Origin of the sequence: Sanguibacteroides justesenii (assembly GCF_003204205.1) — a bacterium.
In the GTDB taxonomy this organism is placed as follows: Bacteria; Bacteroidota; Bacteroidia; order Bacteroidales; family Marinifilaceae; genus Gabonibacter; species Gabonibacter massiliensis.
The window spans coordinates 25500-41810 of the sequence record NZ_QJPL01000012.1; the positions used below are offsets into that span (position 1 = coordinate 25500).

General features: G+C 42.4%; 13 protein-coding genes. 6 read left to right on the plus strand and 7 right to left on the minus strand.

Annotated features, from left to right (window positions below; translation table 11 throughout):
* The first annotated feature begins 1 nt into the window (after position 1).
* The 5 genes from DMB45_RS14135 to DMB45_RS14155 all read left to right on the plus strand — a co-directional run bounded on the left by DMB45_RS14135 (position 2) and on the right by DMB45_RS14155 (position 4159).
* Positions 2-634 carry an imm11 family protein gene (locus DMB45_RS14135; protein ID WP_110688865.1) on the plus strand — a complete coding sequence of 211 codons (633 nt, stop codon included), beginning with the start codon at positions 2-4 and terminating at the stop codon, positions 632-634.
* Between the two features lie 293 nt (positions 635-927).
* On the plus strand, positions 928-1380 hold the full coding sequence (locus tag DMB45_RS14140) for a hypothetical protein (RefSeq protein WP_041504726.1): 453 nt from the start codon (positions 928-930) through the stop codon (positions 1378-1380).
* A gap of 5 nt (positions 1381-1385) precedes the next feature.
* Positions 1386-2015 carry an imm11 family protein gene (locus DMB45_RS14145; protein ID WP_041504725.1) on the plus strand — a complete coding sequence of 210 codons (630 nt, stop codon included), beginning with the start codon at positions 1386-1388 and terminating at the stop codon, positions 2013-2015.
* Between the two features lie 264 nt (positions 2016-2279).
* On the plus strand, positions 2280-2789 hold the full coding sequence (locus DMB45_RS14150) for a YfbM family protein (RefSeq protein WP_041504724.1): 510 nt from the start codon (positions 2280-2282) through the stop codon (positions 2787-2789).
* Between the two features lie 170 nt (positions 2790-2959).
* Positions 2960-4159: a C1 family peptidase gene (locus DMB45_RS14155; RefSeq protein ID WP_041502996.1), complete on the plus strand. Its 1200-nt coding sequence runs from the start codon at positions 2960-2962 to the stop codon at positions 4157-4159.
* A gap of 42 nt (positions 4160-4201) precedes the next feature.
* On the opposite strand, the gene DMB45_RS14160 is transcribed toward DMB45_RS14155, so the two are convergent.
* The 7 genes from DMB45_RS14160 to DMB45_RS14190 form a co-directional block, all read right to left on the minus strand.
* The gene (locus DMB45_RS14160; protein ID WP_110688866.1) at positions 4202-7480 is read right to left on the minus strand and encodes a golvesin C-terminal-like domain-containing protein; all 3279 of its coding nucleotides are present in this window, start codon (positions 7478-7480) and stop codon (positions 4202-4204) included.
* Positions 7481-7589: 109 nt separating this feature from the next.
* Positions 7590-7931 (minus strand): hypothetical protein, encoded by a 342-nt coding sequence (locus DMB45_RS14165; protein WP_041504722.1) that lies wholly within the window; start codon positions 7929-7931, stop codon positions 7590-7592.
* Positions 7932-7982: 51 nt separating this feature from the next.
* Positions 7983-8612 carry a carboxypeptidase regulatory-like domain-containing protein gene (locus DMB45_RS14170; protein ID WP_110688867.1) on the minus strand — a complete coding sequence of 210 codons (630 nt, stop codon included), beginning with the start codon at positions 8610-8612 and terminating at the stop codon, positions 7983-7985.
* 212 nt (positions 8613-8824) lie between these two features.
* Complete coding sequence (locus DMB45_RS14175) at positions 8825-10612, minus strand: vWA domain-containing protein (protein WP_041504720.1); 1788 nt, start codon at positions 10610-10612, stop codon at positions 8825-8827.
* A gap of 9 nt (positions 10613-10621) precedes the next feature.
* Positions 10622-11470 carry an AAA family ATPase gene (locus DMB45_RS14180; RefSeq protein ID WP_110688868.1) on the minus strand — a complete coding sequence of 283 codons (849 nt, stop codon included), beginning with the start codon at positions 11468-11470 and terminating at the stop codon, positions 10622-10624.
* Positions 11471-11569: 99 nt separating this feature from the next.
* Entirely contained in the window at positions 11570-12787 is a 1218-nt protein-coding gene (gene pepT, locus DMB45_RS14185) for a peptidase T (protein ID WP_110688870.1), read from the minus strand.
* A gap of 120 nt (positions 12788-12907) precedes the next feature.
* Positions 12908-14875, minus strand: a complete 1968-nt coding sequence (locus DMB45_RS14190; protein ID WP_041504735.1) for an OPT family oligopeptide transporter — start codon at positions 14873-14875, stop codon at positions 12908-12910.
* A 593-nt stretch (positions 14876-15468) separates the two neighbouring features.
* On the opposite strand from DMB45_RS14190, the gene DMB45_RS14200 reads away from it, so the two are divergent.
* Positions 15469-16293 (plus strand): tetratricopeptide repeat protein, encoded by an 825-nt coding sequence (locus tag DMB45_RS14200; protein WP_082027428.1) that lies wholly within the window; start codon positions 15469-15471, stop codon positions 16291-16293.
* The last annotated feature ends 18 nt before the right edge of the window (positions 16294-16311 follow it).

Genomic DNA, 16311 nt, shown 5'->3' on the forward strand with positions numbered 1-16311 from the left:
AATGAAATTATCAGACTTATTTTCATTTGGAGACCGGTATAGTTCCGTGACGGTACAAATGACATCGACACGGGAATGGACATGGGCAGAGCCCGGTGGATTATGGGAATACCGGATGTTATTGACGGGAGATTACCGGGAGGCGGAATTTCCCCTGGAGTTCCGTCATTATAGCGGGAAACGATACGACGACGTGCTAGGAACAGGATACGCCTCGCTTTATTTAATCTCGGATCGTTTCAGGGAGGTACTGGAAAAAAACAATTTCACGGGATGGAAATGTTTTCCCGTCCGGCTTTTCACGAAAAAGGGAGAGGAAGTAACCGGTTACCAGGGATTTTCCGTCACGGGACGAGCCGGGAGAATCGACAGAGAAAAAAGCGAGATCGTGTATATCGAGTACCCGACAGGTATTCAGGAAGCTAATTACAAGGGCATTCACGTCGACATGGAGCAATGGGACGGTAGCGATATCTTTATGCCGGATAAATGGTTCGGGATCGTCATGACCCGAAAGGTTCGGGATGCCTTGTTAGCGGAGAAAATAACCAATATTCGCTTCGAGAATATGGCGGAGTATTTAACTCCATGTTACATGGTTACTCTTGCTAATAAAAATAACGATTCTCAATAAACCGCAAGCGCAACAAGGTTAACAACTATTCAGGGGACAAGTCAAACGTCCCCTGTTTTTATTTTCAAGCCCCTAAAACCAGATAACACGTGAAAAAACGTTCGTGTAATTTGGATTACGAGAATAATATCTTAAATTTGTTACCGATGGTGAAATAAAAACCAATATTGGCAGTGAATTAACCCCGGGTTATCTTAAATAAGATCACGATACAGGACTCCGCCCATAACGGTTTTGACGGACGTGTTACAAGATACGTTCTTTGACATACTAGAAAACTGGCGCCGGAGCTGATGCCCGTCGCCGGAGAGATTTTCGACGGCATAAACGCGCTGGTTTACCTATGCCAGGGAGATTACCTCAACGCTTCCATCAGTGCCACGGCCATGGTGCCCGTCGCGGGATGGGGTGCCACCGGGGGCAAGGTGACAAGCAAGGCCCTGAAGGCTTTTAAAGCCGGGAACTTCCGGAAAAACATGATCCGGTTAACCGGCATTAACCCCGGGAAAAGCATGCAGGCACATCATGTATTCCCGAAAAAATTCCGGACGCGATTTCATGAACTGGGCATTAACATCGATGATCCCAGGTTCGGGAGCTGGTGGGAAACGGGAGCCCACCAGAAAAACTCGTACAGCTACAATCTGAGATGGGACGAATTTTTCCTTGATAATCCCACCACCGGGGAAGCTTATGGTCTCGCCCGGGAATTAGGTGCTAAACACGGTTTTACTTTAAATTTTTAAACACTATGAAGTTATCAGATTTTTATAGATTCAGGGACAAGTATAGTTCCGTGACGGTACAAATGGAGCGGACTCGAGAATGGGAGTGGGCAGAGCCCGGTGGATTACGGGAAGGCCAGATGTTATTGACGGGAGATTACCGGGGGGCTGAATTCCCCCTGGAGTTCCGTCATTATAGCGGGAAACGATACGATGATGTATTGGGAATAGGATACCCCTCGCTTTACCTTGTCTCGGATCGTTTCAGGGAGGTGCTGGAAAAGAACAACTTCACGGGATGGAAATGTTTTCCCGTCCGGCTTTTCACGAAAAAGGGAGAGGAAGTAACCGGTTACCAGGGATTCTCCGTCACGGGACGAGCCGGGAGAGTCGACTGGGGAAAAAGCGAGATCGTGTATACAGATACTCCAAATGGAATACAAGAAGCTAATTACAAGGGCGTTCATGTCGACCTGGAGCAATGGGACGGTTGCGATATCTTTATTCCGGATAAATGGTTCGGGATCGTCATGACCCGAAAGGTTCGGGAGGCCTTGTTAGCGGCAAAGATAACCAATATCCGTTTCGAGAACATGGCAGAACGATTAGTACCGTGTTACATGGTTCGTTCCTGGAAGAAAGACAAAGACTCGTGATTAACTTCGCGGGTTACACGAGATTAAAAAACAATTCAGGGGACAAGTCAAACGTCCCCTGTTTTTATTTCCAAGCCCCTAAAACCAGATAACACGTGAAAAAAAACGATCGTTTATAGAGTCTTATGGGTAAATATTTAGCTCACAAAGTGGACCAAAGAAGAAGTGTACTCCGTTAAAAAATAAAATAAATACTATTTTTTGGTTCCTATTTGACAAAAAATTCTTATTTTTATAGTCTTTACTAACTAAAAAACAGTGCAAATGGGAATGATCGCGTCTTACAAGATGGTCGATCCGGATGTTATTGACCGTCTGCTTCAGCTGGATCATGAAGATTTATCTGAAGAGCTATCCGAAATCAATGAAGACCCTCGATACGAAACAATCGATATAGGCAAAAGTTGGGACGGACTTCATTTTTTACTTACCGGAAAATCGGCCGTGGTTCCGATGAAAGAGAATCTCCTGAGTGAATCCATCGTAGGTTCACACCTGTTCTGCGAGGACGAAGACAATGATTTTGTCGCTTATACCCGATTCGAGGAGTTGGAACCTCTCATCTCAACCTTTAAAAACATAAACAAAAGAACCCTTTACAAAAAGTTTTCCCCGGATCTTTTCTCCAAAAGCAAGATCTACCCGGATATATGGAATACCAAAAACAAAGCCGAGTTGTTCGAATTTTTATATGAAACCGGTTATAAAAAACTATTGAGATTTTACCGGAGCGCTCTCAAACACAAAAAATGCATCATCGTGACGATTCAATAACAGATTATTTGAATACTTCTTCCATGCTTTGGAAAAAATACAATTTTCTCATCCCGGATTCTATATCATTGCAGATGCCGTTAAATGGAAGAAATTGTAAAAATAAAGCGGTATATCCTTAATTTTTTTGATTACCTTGCACCCGCAACAATAAAAAAAAATTATCCGCTATGATTAGAAAGTTTTTACTGATGGCCGTGATTGTTTTCACGGGTGCAACAATGCTTTTAGCACAAAAACAGGGAGGTCCCCGTTCCGGTTACCAATTCGAAACCATTGCCGATCTTAAAACCACGCCGGTGAAGGATCAACAAAGTGTAGGTACCTGCTGGGATTATGCCGCCCTCTCCTTTTTGGAATCCGAACTATTGAGAATGGGAAAACCGGAATACGATCTTTCCGAATTATTCGTTGCCAAAAATACTTATTACGAAAAAGGAATCCGTTATATCCAATTCCACGGTTCAAATAACTTCGGAGAAGGAGGACAGGCACACGATGTCATCCTCATGATTAAAAAATACGGTATTGTTCCGGAAGAGGTATACACGGGACTCCAATACGGCAGGGATTTTCACATCCACGGCGAATTGGTCGAAGCTCTAAAAGGGATGTTGGACGGTATCAATAAAAACCCGAACCGCCGTCTTACCCCAGTTTGGCCAAAAGCTTACGAAAGCATTATCGACACCTATTTAGGAGCGACCCCGGAAAAATTCACCTACAAAGGGAAAGAATACACCCCAAAAACGTTCGAGGCTTCTTTAGGGCTCAATCTGGACGATTACGTGGAAATCACCTCCTTCCAGGAATTTCCTTTCTATACACAGGTTGTACTTCCCATTCCCGACAACTGGGCTCACGGTGTTTACTATAATCTTCCGATCGATGAATTGATCGAGATCATGAACAACTCTTTGAAAAAGGGATATACCGTATGTTGGGACGGAGATGTCAGCCACAATAGTTTTAACCACGGAGCCGGTTTAGCCATCTTGCCGACCGACGAACCTTCCGAAATGATCAATGCCGAAATCGACAAATGGCAGACATTAAGCGAAAAAGAGAGAAAATCTAAAATGTCCTCTTTCGAAGAACCCGTACCGGAGATGAGAATCGACGATTCAAAACGTCAATTCAGATTCGACAACCGGCAGACGACCGACGACCATTTGATGCATATCACGGGCCTATTGAAAGACCAAAACGGCACGCTTTACTATAAAACCAAAAATTCGTGGAATGCAGACAGTAATCCATTCGGCGGTTATCTTTACATGTCGGAACCATATTGCCGTTTACAAACCGTGGCTATTATGGTACATAAGGACGCCATCCCCAAAGCGATTCGAAAAAAATTAGGACTTTAATCCGATAAAAAAACAGCATCTTCCAGATGCTGTTTTTTTATTCTAATCCATTTTTACCCACTTCACGGCATCCGCTATTATGATTTGACTATAAGATGATTTATAGTGCGTATACCCTTTCCACGTGGTCAAACTACGTACAGTGGACCAAAATTCCCCCTCCTTCTCTTCCGATTTCCCTCTATCATCCAAGGAGACTCGTGCCAATCCCTGTTCCAGATAATAGGTACCCAGCGATATCCACCCGGAGGTTCTTCGCGTCGGTCGTATGACAACTTCACGCTCGGCTTTACCATCATACACAAAATAATGGACGGGATTACGTAAAGAGGACACGCCACGGGAACCCGAACTTTGATATGGTACATGATAAACAAATATTTCATAATTTCCCGCCTCCTTAATATCGACTTCCCATATCGCTTTACACTCTCCGTTACCTACCAATTTAGCGTAAGCATCTTTCACGTATTGTCCGTAACACTGCTTGTCCACCAATTTTGCCCAATTATTGGCAGAGAATCGATTGTATGAATACTTATCTTCTTGTTCTCCTTTAAACCAACGGACAAGCTTCTTACCGGACAAATACTCCAAATGAAACCCCTTATCCGTGTTATCCACGATAATCTCTCCCGGTATTGACTGAAAAACGAGAGAATCGGCATCGTATATACCCGGAACGGTGTCTTTTGAAAAGTGATCGCTGATTCTGAAAAAATCATACTGAAATTCCCCCGGAATGTTCGCCGACACCCCGGTATTAATTGTCAACCGGCTTATTTTGCCTGAAATAACAATCTTTTTACTCTCTCCCTTTCCAATTAAATAGTATAAACTTCTCGGCCGGTTATTTTCTGTTACCGAGACCTCGATAATACCGTCACGCTTCCCGGAATTTCGAATATAAAAACGGATGAACTTCTGCATTTCGTCTTCACCCTGAACAAGCTGAACATTCCGCACGGCGAACAAAGGTAGAGATGAAGATTCATACCATTCCCGCAAAAAATCCTCTATATCAACCCCGAACTTCTCTCGCACTTTAGCTATAAACTGCCCGTACGTGTATTCCTGAAAAGGTAAATCCCTAAACGCTTTCCAAAATTGTTTTACCGTTTCCGGAGAAGAGTAAAAGATCAAGTAGTTTTCTAACGATTTACTTTTCAACCTTACGACCTCGTCCAAAACTTCTCGTTTCAAAGTCCGGTCCCTTAAAGCCATCTTAAAAGAAGCTCCTCCCCGCAAATAATAACGAGCCTCCAACAGATCGGACAAGCTAAATTCGTATTCAGACCGATCTTTTATCGACGACTGTATACAATTCCCCATAACCGCATCCAAAACCGGAATTTCCGAAGAGAACACCGATTTCGGTCGAAAAAGAGGATATATAAAATACCGGCAACCATAACCATAATTATTATTATCAGACGAAAACATGAACCTGCGGTAAAGTTCCCCGAATCTTCCGTTATTTTCCCAAAAACGGCTCAAAAACGAGAGGATGGCCATCGGACTTATCCCTTCCTTTTCCCTATCTTTAGCCGACACCGGACAAGCTTCTTTACCTTCCGGAAAAAAAAGCATCTCCGGCTGAACAAATTCACTTGAATTTTTCCAGAAACGGTAATAAGCAACCATAGAAGGAGGCGTTTCTATACAATAGAAATTTTTATACGGATATAGCACTTTTTTTATCTCTTCCAACCGGGAAAAAGCATTAAACACGAATCGATCCGAGTCATAAGGAAAAATATCGTGTCCTTTAAAATGTAGAATCGAAAACTTCCAATCTCCGATCTGTTCCGTTTCTTCTTCAAAAGGTCCCGTACAAAGAGTGATTCCGGACAAGCATTCCGGAGAAGAGAAACAAACCGTGTCTCCGTGAACAGACATTTTCCCCTGCGACACGACTCTATCATCATTTGCAGGGATCACCCGAAGCGAAAAAAGGGATTTATTCCGTATCGTCTCGTAGGGTGAAGAGGGATCCGCCGGAGGATAAATCACCGGATACCAAAGACATTCAGGTAGTAACAAGGTATAATTCGAATCTAAATAACAATAACGACGACCGGGCACAAACGACTGGATTTCAAAGCTCGGGTAAAAATACTCTTGATCCGGAATATCCAGGTAACAGATCCGCTCGTCTATACTTCCTTCGTATTCCATGTCGAATACGGCCTTTTCACCGGGAGACAAGGTCGTCTCTAAAATAATTGCCTGATGTTCTTTCCGAAAGACGACCATTTTACCGTCCCGTTCTATTCGGACCACGTTCAGAAAAGGATTCAGATAAAAAAAAACACGAGGCAGACCTACACGACTGCAATTCTCCAACTCGAGCCGACTTTGCATTTTCACCCGCTTTCCTTTCAAATGACAAATTATATCATGAGAAAGTAATGCCAAACAAGCAGAAGAGGGATATTTCAAATAAGTTTGTCGATAAATTTCCCGAATCTCTTTTTCCTTTTTTACACCGTACACCGGAATATACCCTATTCCCAATCCGCACAAGACAAGAACCAAACCGGATAAATGAAATCTTATCTTCCTGCTCTGTCGATTAGGTAATCGTTTTATGAAACCGACAGCGCTCACGAGTGCCCCAGTACCTACCAGTAAGAAAGAAAAACGTTGAACCAAATATTTCCATAAATCGAAATGTCCCGTTATACCTGAAAAACCATTCGGCAACATCCTGCCGTACAAATCTAAAAATTCCACCGGCTTGGCATAAACGAAAAAAAGATACAGTAACCCGAATAAAAACAAAACCGGAAAATAACGATTTCTAAAAACGGCGCAAACCCATACACAAATCCCCAGCATAAACACGAACGCGGGAATCGTAAAAGAAAAAAAATAAAAAAAATAAAGCCTCAAATCGAAGGGAGAATCACTCGCAAAAAGATGGATAAAAAACGCCACTCCCATGACGATCAAATTCATTCCCATGAGAAGTACCGTTATTCCTCCGATTTTACCTATAAAATAATCCCGGTTATCAAACGAGCGTACCATTACCGTTTCCAAAGTATCTTTCTCTCTCTCCCGCCCAAAAAGCTCCAACACGATAAAAACAACAAGTAGTGATAACCAAAAATTAAACAAGTAAGCATTCATCAAAGGAAAAGAACTGGGCAAAGCAACCATCTTTATATTAAAGGGCTTTAAATTGCTTTGTAAATAAAAATGGTAATATCCTATAAACAAAACAGCCAATACAAAGAAAATATTATATATCCAGTTTCTTCTCCCGATTTTTATCTCGTATCGAGTAACAAGCATTATATCTCGAAAATTGATCATACGAAACGAATTGGCTTCTGACAAAAAATTAAAAACACTCACAGGGAATAAACAAAAAAGAACCTATCTCTCTTTATTCATTCCCCTTTTACAAATCCATTTCTGACGGTTATTCCCTCCACATATATACATCTTTATTCTCGAATCTTCTTCCTGTTACTTTTAAAGACTCTATTAATTCCTGATAATTATCTTTTGAAAATTTCACATCGTAATACTTCACCTCTTCCTCCAATAAACCTTCAAATGTAAGACTATAATATCCATCTACCTCCGTGAGGTCCACGACGAGATCATTATAAACGACTCGAACATCCTCCAAGGGTTCCAATTCGTCATCATCATAAACAATACCAGATACAATACCATCATAATACTTAGAACCGACTACAAATCCAGTTTCCACAATAAAAAAAGAGAGCATAATCACGTAAAATATCATCTTTTTCATAACATTTGTCTTAAAAATTAATAATAAAATATCTCTCAAAAGAATGTGTTTTCATTCTTTATCAGAAGCCTCTTTTTGCATTAAAAGATCCGGAGCGTTCATAATACGACCCAATGATTGCAAAACCGTATCAATGGAAACCTTAGCGTACCCTGATTTAGTAAAAACCATTTTTTGTCTTTTATTACCGCCGACAAAAGAGACCAGGTAGTTCCCGCACGTCGAAGTGGTTGAGACGCGTATGTTCATGCAAGTTACGCCTACTCCGGAAAGCGGTTCTCCGGTTTCGGCATCTTTTACCTTTCCCCGGTAAATAACCTGTTTCACCGTATCTATATTTAATAAAACATCAGGCAAAACGATTCTCCCCTTCCCTCGTTTTATCCCCCTTTTTATCGTGTCTATCTCTTGTGATTTTCGTTTATACCCTACAATAGAATAGCGAATCTCCGCAGATTTTTTTAATTTTAGAACAGGTAACCGATAAAACCCGCTCGGATCTGTTTGTATCGATTCCTTTTTTTTACTTTCAGGATCAAAGGTATACACCTTCACATCAGCCAAAGGATCTCCTGTTTCGGCATCTTTCACGTATCCTTCGTATGTGGCTTCACGACTTCCACAACTCACGGATAAAAGGATACATGCCATTCCTATCAGCCTGTAAACACTTTCATTCATCACGAAAATTTTAAATTAATACATAGATTCCCGTCTCCTTGTTTTTTCAAAAAGGAGATTTACGAGAAAAAACAATTACTCGGAATTTACCCCATAAGACTATATTCTACTTAGTTTATAACATATTTTTTACAAATATAAAAATAATCACAAATAAAAACAAAACAATATTTTACAATAGAGATATATTAATAAAAATACAAAAAAATCATCTAAAAAGAATTAGCATCTGCTATGGAAGAAAACTTTTTCCGGATCCACCGAGAGAGATGAGTTGTAATTTCGGCCCCGGAAAAAGGGATAAACTCGTCGTACATATCCGCCTGATCAAAATTATCGATGCCGACGGAGAGTACTTCAATGCCCCGTCTACGTCCTTCCCGAACCACTTCCCACACGTGTTCCCGGGCATTCTCCCCGTCATACCCCGTGGCAGAAGGGGCTCCGTCGGAAATCATAAAAAACAATTTGTTTTTTGCATCAGACTTAAATTTATCAAAGCAATAGAGCATAGCATAACCGTCGGCATTGGCATTTAAGGCTGACTGTGAAAACAATTTTCCCCACTGCAATTTTTCTCCGTTCTGGTAAAAACGCACAATCTCTATCTTCTCCGTATCACAACGATGGCCATAGATAGAGAAACGAACGAGGTTGGGATATTTGCTGAAGGCCAAAGCGAGAGCCAATGAGATAACCGTCTGCATTTCGATCTTATCTCCCGTTACCATAGAACCGGACAGATCGAGCAGTATGACGACTTCCAGAATGACCGAAGAAGCATACTCTTCTTCTTGAAAAATATAACGATTATAACGCACCTGATACAATTCGTCCTCATCCAATTCACCGGAATCCTGTTCGTAAACAGTTCGGACCCGATCCATTTTAGCCGAGAACATGGAGAGACTCAACCGTATCCGAGCCGCAAATTCCTTAGCCCGATTCAGTAAGACTTCCGAAATTTGGGCATCTTCCGCTTCCACCTCCTCTATCCGGTCACAACAACCCAAATTTCCTTTCCATTCCAATTGGGAACGTTCAGAAGAGACAAAGGACTGATTACTAAATAGAGGTTCCGAATTTAAGGTTTTCCGCATATCCCGAATGACAGACTCCGCCATTTTGATTTGTCGGTCCGTTCTAAAATCTTCTACACCCCTGAGTACGTTTTTCATCTCCTGCAAACAAAAGTTATCGGGACAAAAATCTTCCTGCCGAAACAACCGGGCCAATTCTCCCGCGTATTTCTCGACATCAGCGTACGTCAAATCGGCGTATTCCTTTATTTCGTTCAATACCGAATCCACCTCCTTCACCTTCTGTCCATTTGCCGGGAAGGACAACACCTCACGCCGATAAGAACCGAACTCCAGAATATTCGGATACAATATTTTAGAACATATATAATCCAAAAGAGCCTCGGATCCGTCTAACCCGTTACTTTCGTTACCCTCCCCCGGGCCGCCGTAAAAACCGACTTGCTCTTCTATGGCATTTATCCCCACGGCCATATCCAAACGACGGGCTGCATAAAGATAAAAATGATATCCCGGAAAATCCCTGACTAATTTAGATTCCACCCGGCGGTCTTCCAGCATATGAATCAACTCATACTGTAAATGAGTATATCTCAAATCTTTCGAATCTAAATGATTGATCTCCTTCCCGGTATAAACCATATGTGCCATTTCATGCACGAAATGACCGAAAAACGAATATACTCTTATCTCATCGGAAAAAGCCAACCGCAACAATTTCAGATTCAACGCGATCTGCATAGGATTCATTGCCAGACCCGGGGCTTTATTGGATAAGATCATTTTAGGAATCTCTCCGGTAACATGATATGCTATCCGGGCACAAACGGGGACCAAGGTCAAAATATCGGTCGTACCGAGATTCCGGTCGACCAAATTCCGGGCCCGCGGAAAGTTTCCCCACCAATCCCGATCCATGAATTGCTCCTCGTATATTTCCTCTATTTTTCGAAAATCCATCAGAAACCGTTATAAGGCTTGAACCAGGGAGCGGGCCAATGTCTCTTCCCCGGTAATGAGATAATTCGTCAAGATGACTTTTTCAATGATTTCATTCAACCGGTACCCCAAAGGCAGATAAGCCGCCGCATCCAATACCTGACGGGTAGACAGGGAAACGGAGAGAGTCTCCCTCCGTTCCGCCAACCGCAATATTTCCGCCACTTTAGTCAATGCTCCGGCCGCTTCTTTGGACACTTGGGGATAACGATCTAAAATCAGGTCTGCTTCTTCTGCCGGAGACAGGTAATCGAGCCGAACCTTGATAAACCGATCTTCAAAAGCCGTATCCAACCGTTGAGTCGAAACGTAGGCAAACCCCACGTTTCCAGCCGCCACAAACAAAACATCCTCTCCTTTATCGTACCGCATACCCGAATCCTCATCATAAATGTAAGACTGCTGCCTATCCAGTATTGTCATTAAAAAATTGGCAGCCACCATCGGGATCCGCGTCAGCTCATCCAAAAATATCAACGTCGGACGGGAAGAGGTAAAAGCTTTAAAAAATTCGGAACGAACAGCTTTTGTTTTTCCGTCATCTCCGATAATCAATCCCCCGACAAACATCTTCTTAGGTTTAAAGGCCTGGCCCATGTCGAAAGCAAAAAAATCCATTCCGGTAGCTTCGGCCAGCTCCTTGGCGACCGATGACTTTCCACAGCCTTTGGGGCCTAATAAAAAGGGATATTTCTTTAAATACAACGTGTGACACAGAAACTCCCACGTCTCTAAAGGAATATACAGATCTTCCGAATGTTTCGGAGGAGAAAATAATATCATGTTGGTTTGCCTCGGCACACGTGTTTTTTCCGTCATTTTTCCCCTATTTTCATGGTTATTTTATCTTACAAATCTAACCATAAAAAACGAGGCTACCTGAAAAAAGCAGCCCCGTTCTCCGATAAATCTTATTTTTTACTTTGCCCAAAGTTGAATCAGATTCAAAATGGTCTGCATGGCTTTATGCATCGTATCCAAAGAGCAATACTCGAATTTCCCGTGGAAATTCATACCTCCGGTAAACAAATTCGGACAAGGTAATCCCATGTACGAAAGACGCGCTCCATCGGTCCCCCCGCGTATCGGACGCACGATAGGAGTCACTCCGGCCTGCTTCATCGCTTGAAAAGCCTTGTCGATCACCTCCGGGTGCAGTTCTACCATCTCACGCATATTATAGTATTGATCCTTGAGTGTTAAAGTAATTACCCCTTCCCCGTATTTTCGGGTCAGCAACTCGACCACCTTACTTATATATTGCTTCTTAGCCTCAAATTTTTCCCGGTTATGATCTCGGATAATATAATCGATGGTAGCATTTTCCACCGAACCACCCAACCCTACCAGATGATAAAAACCCTCGTATCCATCCGTATGTTCCGGACGTTCCCAAGCCGGTAGCAAACTGTTTATATCAGCCGCTACCTGTAAAGCGTTGATCATTTTGTCTTTCGCGTATCCCGGATGAACATTACGTCCCTGAATAACCATCTTGGCACTGGCCGCATTGAAATTCTCGTACTCCAATTCGCCCTCGAAACCTCCGTCAATCGTATAGGCAAACTTAGCCCCGAATCTCTCGACATTAAAGAAATCAACCCCACGGCCTATCTCCTCATCCGGGGTAAACCCTATACGAATCTTTCCGTGCGGCACGTCAGTATGATTAATCAGATATTCGGCCGCCGTCATGATTTCAGCTACACCGGCCTTATCGTCGGCTCCCAATAGGGTCGTTCCATCCGTTGTTATCAACGTATGACCTTTAAAATAAACCAACTCGGGAAAATCGACAATCCTCATCATCAAGTCGGCGTTCAATCTTATGTCTTTTCCATCGTAATTCTCGATAATTTGCGGGTTTATACGAGCCCCGCTCATATCCGGGCTGGTATCCACATGAGAGATGAAACCGATTACCGGACGATCTTCATAACCGGGTGTCGCCGGAATAGATCCCATAGCATACCCATGCTCATCCATTTCTACCTCCACCAATCCCAAACTCCTCATCTCCTCCGTCAAATGCTTCAACAATACCAATTGCTTTTCCGTTGAAGGAAAGGTCTCGCTGTTCTCATCACTTTGAGTATCGAAAGCGACATATCTTAAAAAACGCTCTTTTAAATCCAACATATCGATTTAATTTTTTATTTTATATTATCATTCCAAACGAAGTAATTCTTGCGATCGCACCCCCATCACTCAATCTTCCAATCCCCTAATCACTGAATCACTCAATCACTGAATCACTCAATCCGTTAACTTAGCTCTCAACGAATCTTTAATGAAATAAACGATGATCGCGATATACATCACTACGGCTAAAATTTCAGCACCGCTCCATTCCACGAACCAATCCGCACCGCAATACTTCAATATGGCGCTGATCACGCCCATCAAGGCTCCCCCCGCGATAAATCCGGAAGCAATCAATGTCCCCCGCTCCCGGCGGGATTTATTTACCTGTTCATCTTTACTACGGGAACCGACATACCAACTAATCAACCCTCCGATCAACAAAGGCGTATTTAAATCCAACGGAATAAACATCCCCAAGGCAAAGGCCAAGGCGGGAACACCGATCATCGTCAAGATCAAAGCCAACGCGGCTCCGGCAAAATAAAGCAGCCAGGGAGTTGCACCGCCCTCCATCAAAGGCTTAATCACGGCAGCCATAGCATTTGCCTGCGGTGCCACTAAAGCACCGTCTCCCACGAAACCGTAAGTCTTATTCAGTACCATCATGACTCCGGCGATAGTAGCTGCCGACACGGCCGTTCCCAAGAATTTCCATCCCTCCTGTTTAGCGGGTGTAGTTCCCAACCAATAACCGATTTTCAAATCCGTAATAAAACCTCCGGCCATAGATAAGGCCGTACAGACCACTCCTCCGATAATCATAGCGGCCGTCATTCCGCTTGTTCCGCTCAACCCCGCACTGACCAATACCAAAGAACTAAGAATAAGGGTCATCAACGTCATACCCGAAACCGGATTAGACCCCACGATAGCAATCGCGTTAGCAGCCACCGTGGTGAAGAGGAAAGCGATCACAAACACGATTAAAGTGGCAATAATCGTATGAAACATATTTCCCAACACCCCGATCTGGAAAAATACGAATATAGCGATCAATGTGGCAATCAAACCGGACAAGATCGTCTTCATCGGAAGGTCTCTCTGGGTGCGTTCCGTTGTCTCCCCCGCGTCCTTTTTCCCTTTCAACTCACTCACGGCCAATCCCAAAGCTTGTTTTATGATACCGGAAGAACGAATGATTCCGATAATACCTGCCATCGCGATGCCTCCGATACCGATGTGACGGGCATAATTGGAGAATAGCTGTTCCGGACTCATCTGACCGATCAGCATCGTAATATTTTCTCCCACGGCCAAAGTCTGTCCGTCGGCAAAATAACTGATAAAAGGGATCAGTACAAACCATACCGTAAACGAACCCGCGCAAATAAAAGCAGCGTATTTCAATCCCACGATATAACCGAGACCCAATACCGCGGCTCCCGTGTTAATCTTTAACACGACTTTCATCTTGTCAGCCAACAACTCTCCCCAACCCATAATCCGGGTAGAGATCCCTTCCGACCACCAACCGAAAGTACTCACGATAAAATCATACAATCCGCCGATAAGCCCGCTAACAGCCAACAATTTAGCCTGATTTCCCTTTTTCTCTCCCGAAACCAAAACCTCCGTCGTGGCCGTTGCCTCCGGGAAGGGATACTTACCATGCATATCCTTTACGAAATATTTCCGGAAAGGGATCAACAACATAATACCCAGCAATCCTCCGAACAGGGAAGATAGGAAAATCTGATAAAAATGTGCATCCAATCCCAAAATATAAAGAGCAGGTAAAGTAAATATAGCTCCCGCGACAATAACCCCGGAACTTGCCCCGATCGATTGGATAATGACATTCTGTCCCAACATGTTTTTACGTCCTAAGACATTACCGACCCCTACCGCAATGATAGCGATCGGAATAGCTGCTTCAAATACCTGTCCTACTTTTAATCCCAAATAAGCGGCAGCGGCCGAAAAGACAATTGCCATAATGATACCGAATGTTACCGAATAGACTGTAACCTCCTGAGGTTTAGACTTTGCCGACATCATAGGCTTGTACTCTTCACCCGGCGCAAGCTCCCGATAGGCATTTTCGGGAAGCGAATTAGGTTGTTTGTTTTCTTGATCCATCGTTTTTATAGTAAGTGATTTATTTATTCTGCCCCCAAAGATAATTATTTTAACCAAAAAATAGGAACCGAAACAACCTTTCTCTCCCGGTACAATCATTTTAACAAATCGATCCTCACGCTGTCCCCCCGTTTTTTACAAGAGTATGACTACGATGTTTTAAATAAAGATACAAATACGTGATATCGTTCATCTTATGTTTCAAACTCATCGACCATTCGTTCATCCACGAACCCCTTCTTATGTTTCCAGGCTTTCCGAAATACCTACATTGGAGCATACATTTTATCATTTTATACAAACAGATATTAAAAAATAACATCAATCCCAAACTCCAAACACCGTGTAGAAACACCCGCGCAAAACAATCCGTAAAAATAGTAACAACTCTTCCCTGTCTTTCAATACAAGAATAAACATCTAGAAATGAATCACTTTGTCTATTCACCTATTATTCTATTCAAAAGGAGAAGATTCTTTGTTAAAAAAGATATCTAAATAATAAATATCATAAATATAAATAAAAATATTTTGATAAAATCCATGTTTTTTATAATTTTATACGACTATTAACTCTAATACATCTTAACCACATGAGAAATCTATGTATGATTCTCTTTATGTTTTCATTCTTTTCGGTTTATGGCCAAAAAGACGTTGAATTAACTCAATCGGGCATCGAACAAGCCCATAAAGGTAACTTTTCGCGGGCAATAACCCTATTCGATAAAGCACTGAAGATTAATCCTGAAAATATAAAAGCCATCTACAACAAAGGATTTATCCGGGAAAACCAAAACCGTTTCGAAGAAGCCGCAGAACTATATTCCAGAATCATCGATCTGGAACCAAAGGATATATACTATTTCAGAAGAGGATACTGCTATTTTCAATCACGGCGATACCGGGAAGCACTTAAAGATTATAACCTGATGTTAAAAAAATATCCGGATGACAATGATTTACTGATGAAAAGAATCCGGATTTACATTCAACAGAAACAATGGAACAAAGTACTTTCGGATTTTGATACTTACTTGGAAAAAGATCCGGACGATTTCATCATACAAGCTAACAGGGCGAAACTATTGATTAACTTGAAAAGAGAAAAAGAGGCCCATACCATTCTGGAGAAACTAATACAAAAATACCCGGATGAAACCATCATTCTGAACAGCTGGGCTTTCTCCTTATTAAAACAGGGGTTGACCGATAAAGCCTTACAATATATTAACAAAGCCCTGAAAATAAAGCCGAGCTACGCGGCAGCCTACATCACAAGAGCTCAAATATTCTTAGAGATAGGAGACAGGGAAAAAGCATGTAAAGATTACACCCAAGCTCAAAAATTAGGTTTTCCTATCGATCAATTAAACGAAGAGAGCATTGCACGGCTGAATGCCAATTGCAAAAATTAACAAGCAGTTACACGATTA

What these genes read in the sequence shown, in the direction of transcription:
- DMB45_RS14135 (WP_110688865.1), top strand. Translation starts at nt 2, where the DNA reads ATGAAATTATCAGACTTATTTTCATTTGGAGACCGGTATAGTTCCGTG.
- DMB45_RS14140 (WP_041504726.1), top strand. Translation starts at nt 928, where the DNA reads ATGCCCGTCGCCGGAGAGATTTTCGACGGCATAAACGCGCTGGTTTAC.
- DMB45_RS14145 (WP_041504725.1), top strand. Translation starts at nt 1,386, where the DNA reads ATGAAGTTATCAGATTTTTATAGATTCAGGGACAAGTATAGTTCCGTG.
- DMB45_RS14150 (WP_041504724.1), top strand. Translation starts at nt 2,280, where the DNA reads ATGGGAATGATCGCGTCTTACAAGATGGTCGATCCGGATGTTATTGAC.
- DMB45_RS14155 (WP_041502996.1), top strand. Translation starts at nt 2,960, where the DNA reads ATGATTAGAAAGTTTTTACTGATGGCCGTGATTGTTTTCACGGGTGCA.
- DMB45_RS14160 (WP_110688866.1), bottom strand. Translation starts at nt 7,480, where the DNA reads ATGATCAATTTTCGAGATATAATGCTTGTTACTCGATACGAGATAAAA.
- DMB45_RS14165 (WP_041504722.1), bottom strand. Translation starts at nt 7,931, where the DNA reads ATGAAAAAGATGATATTTTACGTGATTATGCTCTCTTTTTTTATTGTG.
- DMB45_RS14170 (WP_110688867.1), bottom strand. Translation starts at nt 8,612, where the DNA reads ATGAATGAAAGTGTTTACAGGCTGATAGGAATGGCATGTATCCTTTTA.
- DMB45_RS14175 (WP_041504720.1), bottom strand. Translation starts at nt 10,612, where the DNA reads ATGGATTTTCGAAAAATAGAGGAAATATACGAGGAGCAATTCATGGAT.
- DMB45_RS14180 (WP_110688868.1), bottom strand. Translation starts at nt 11,470, where the DNA reads ATGACGGAAAAAACACGTGTGCCGAGGCAAACCAACATGATATTATTT.
- DMB45_RS14190 (WP_041504735.1), bottom strand. Translation starts at nt 14,875, where the DNA reads ATGGATCAAGAAAACAAACAACCTAATTCGCTTCCCGAAAATGCCTAT.
- DMB45_RS14200 (WP_082027428.1), top strand. Translation starts at nt 15,469, where the DNA reads ATGAGAAATCTATGTATGATTCTCTTTATGTTTTCATTCTTTTCGGTT.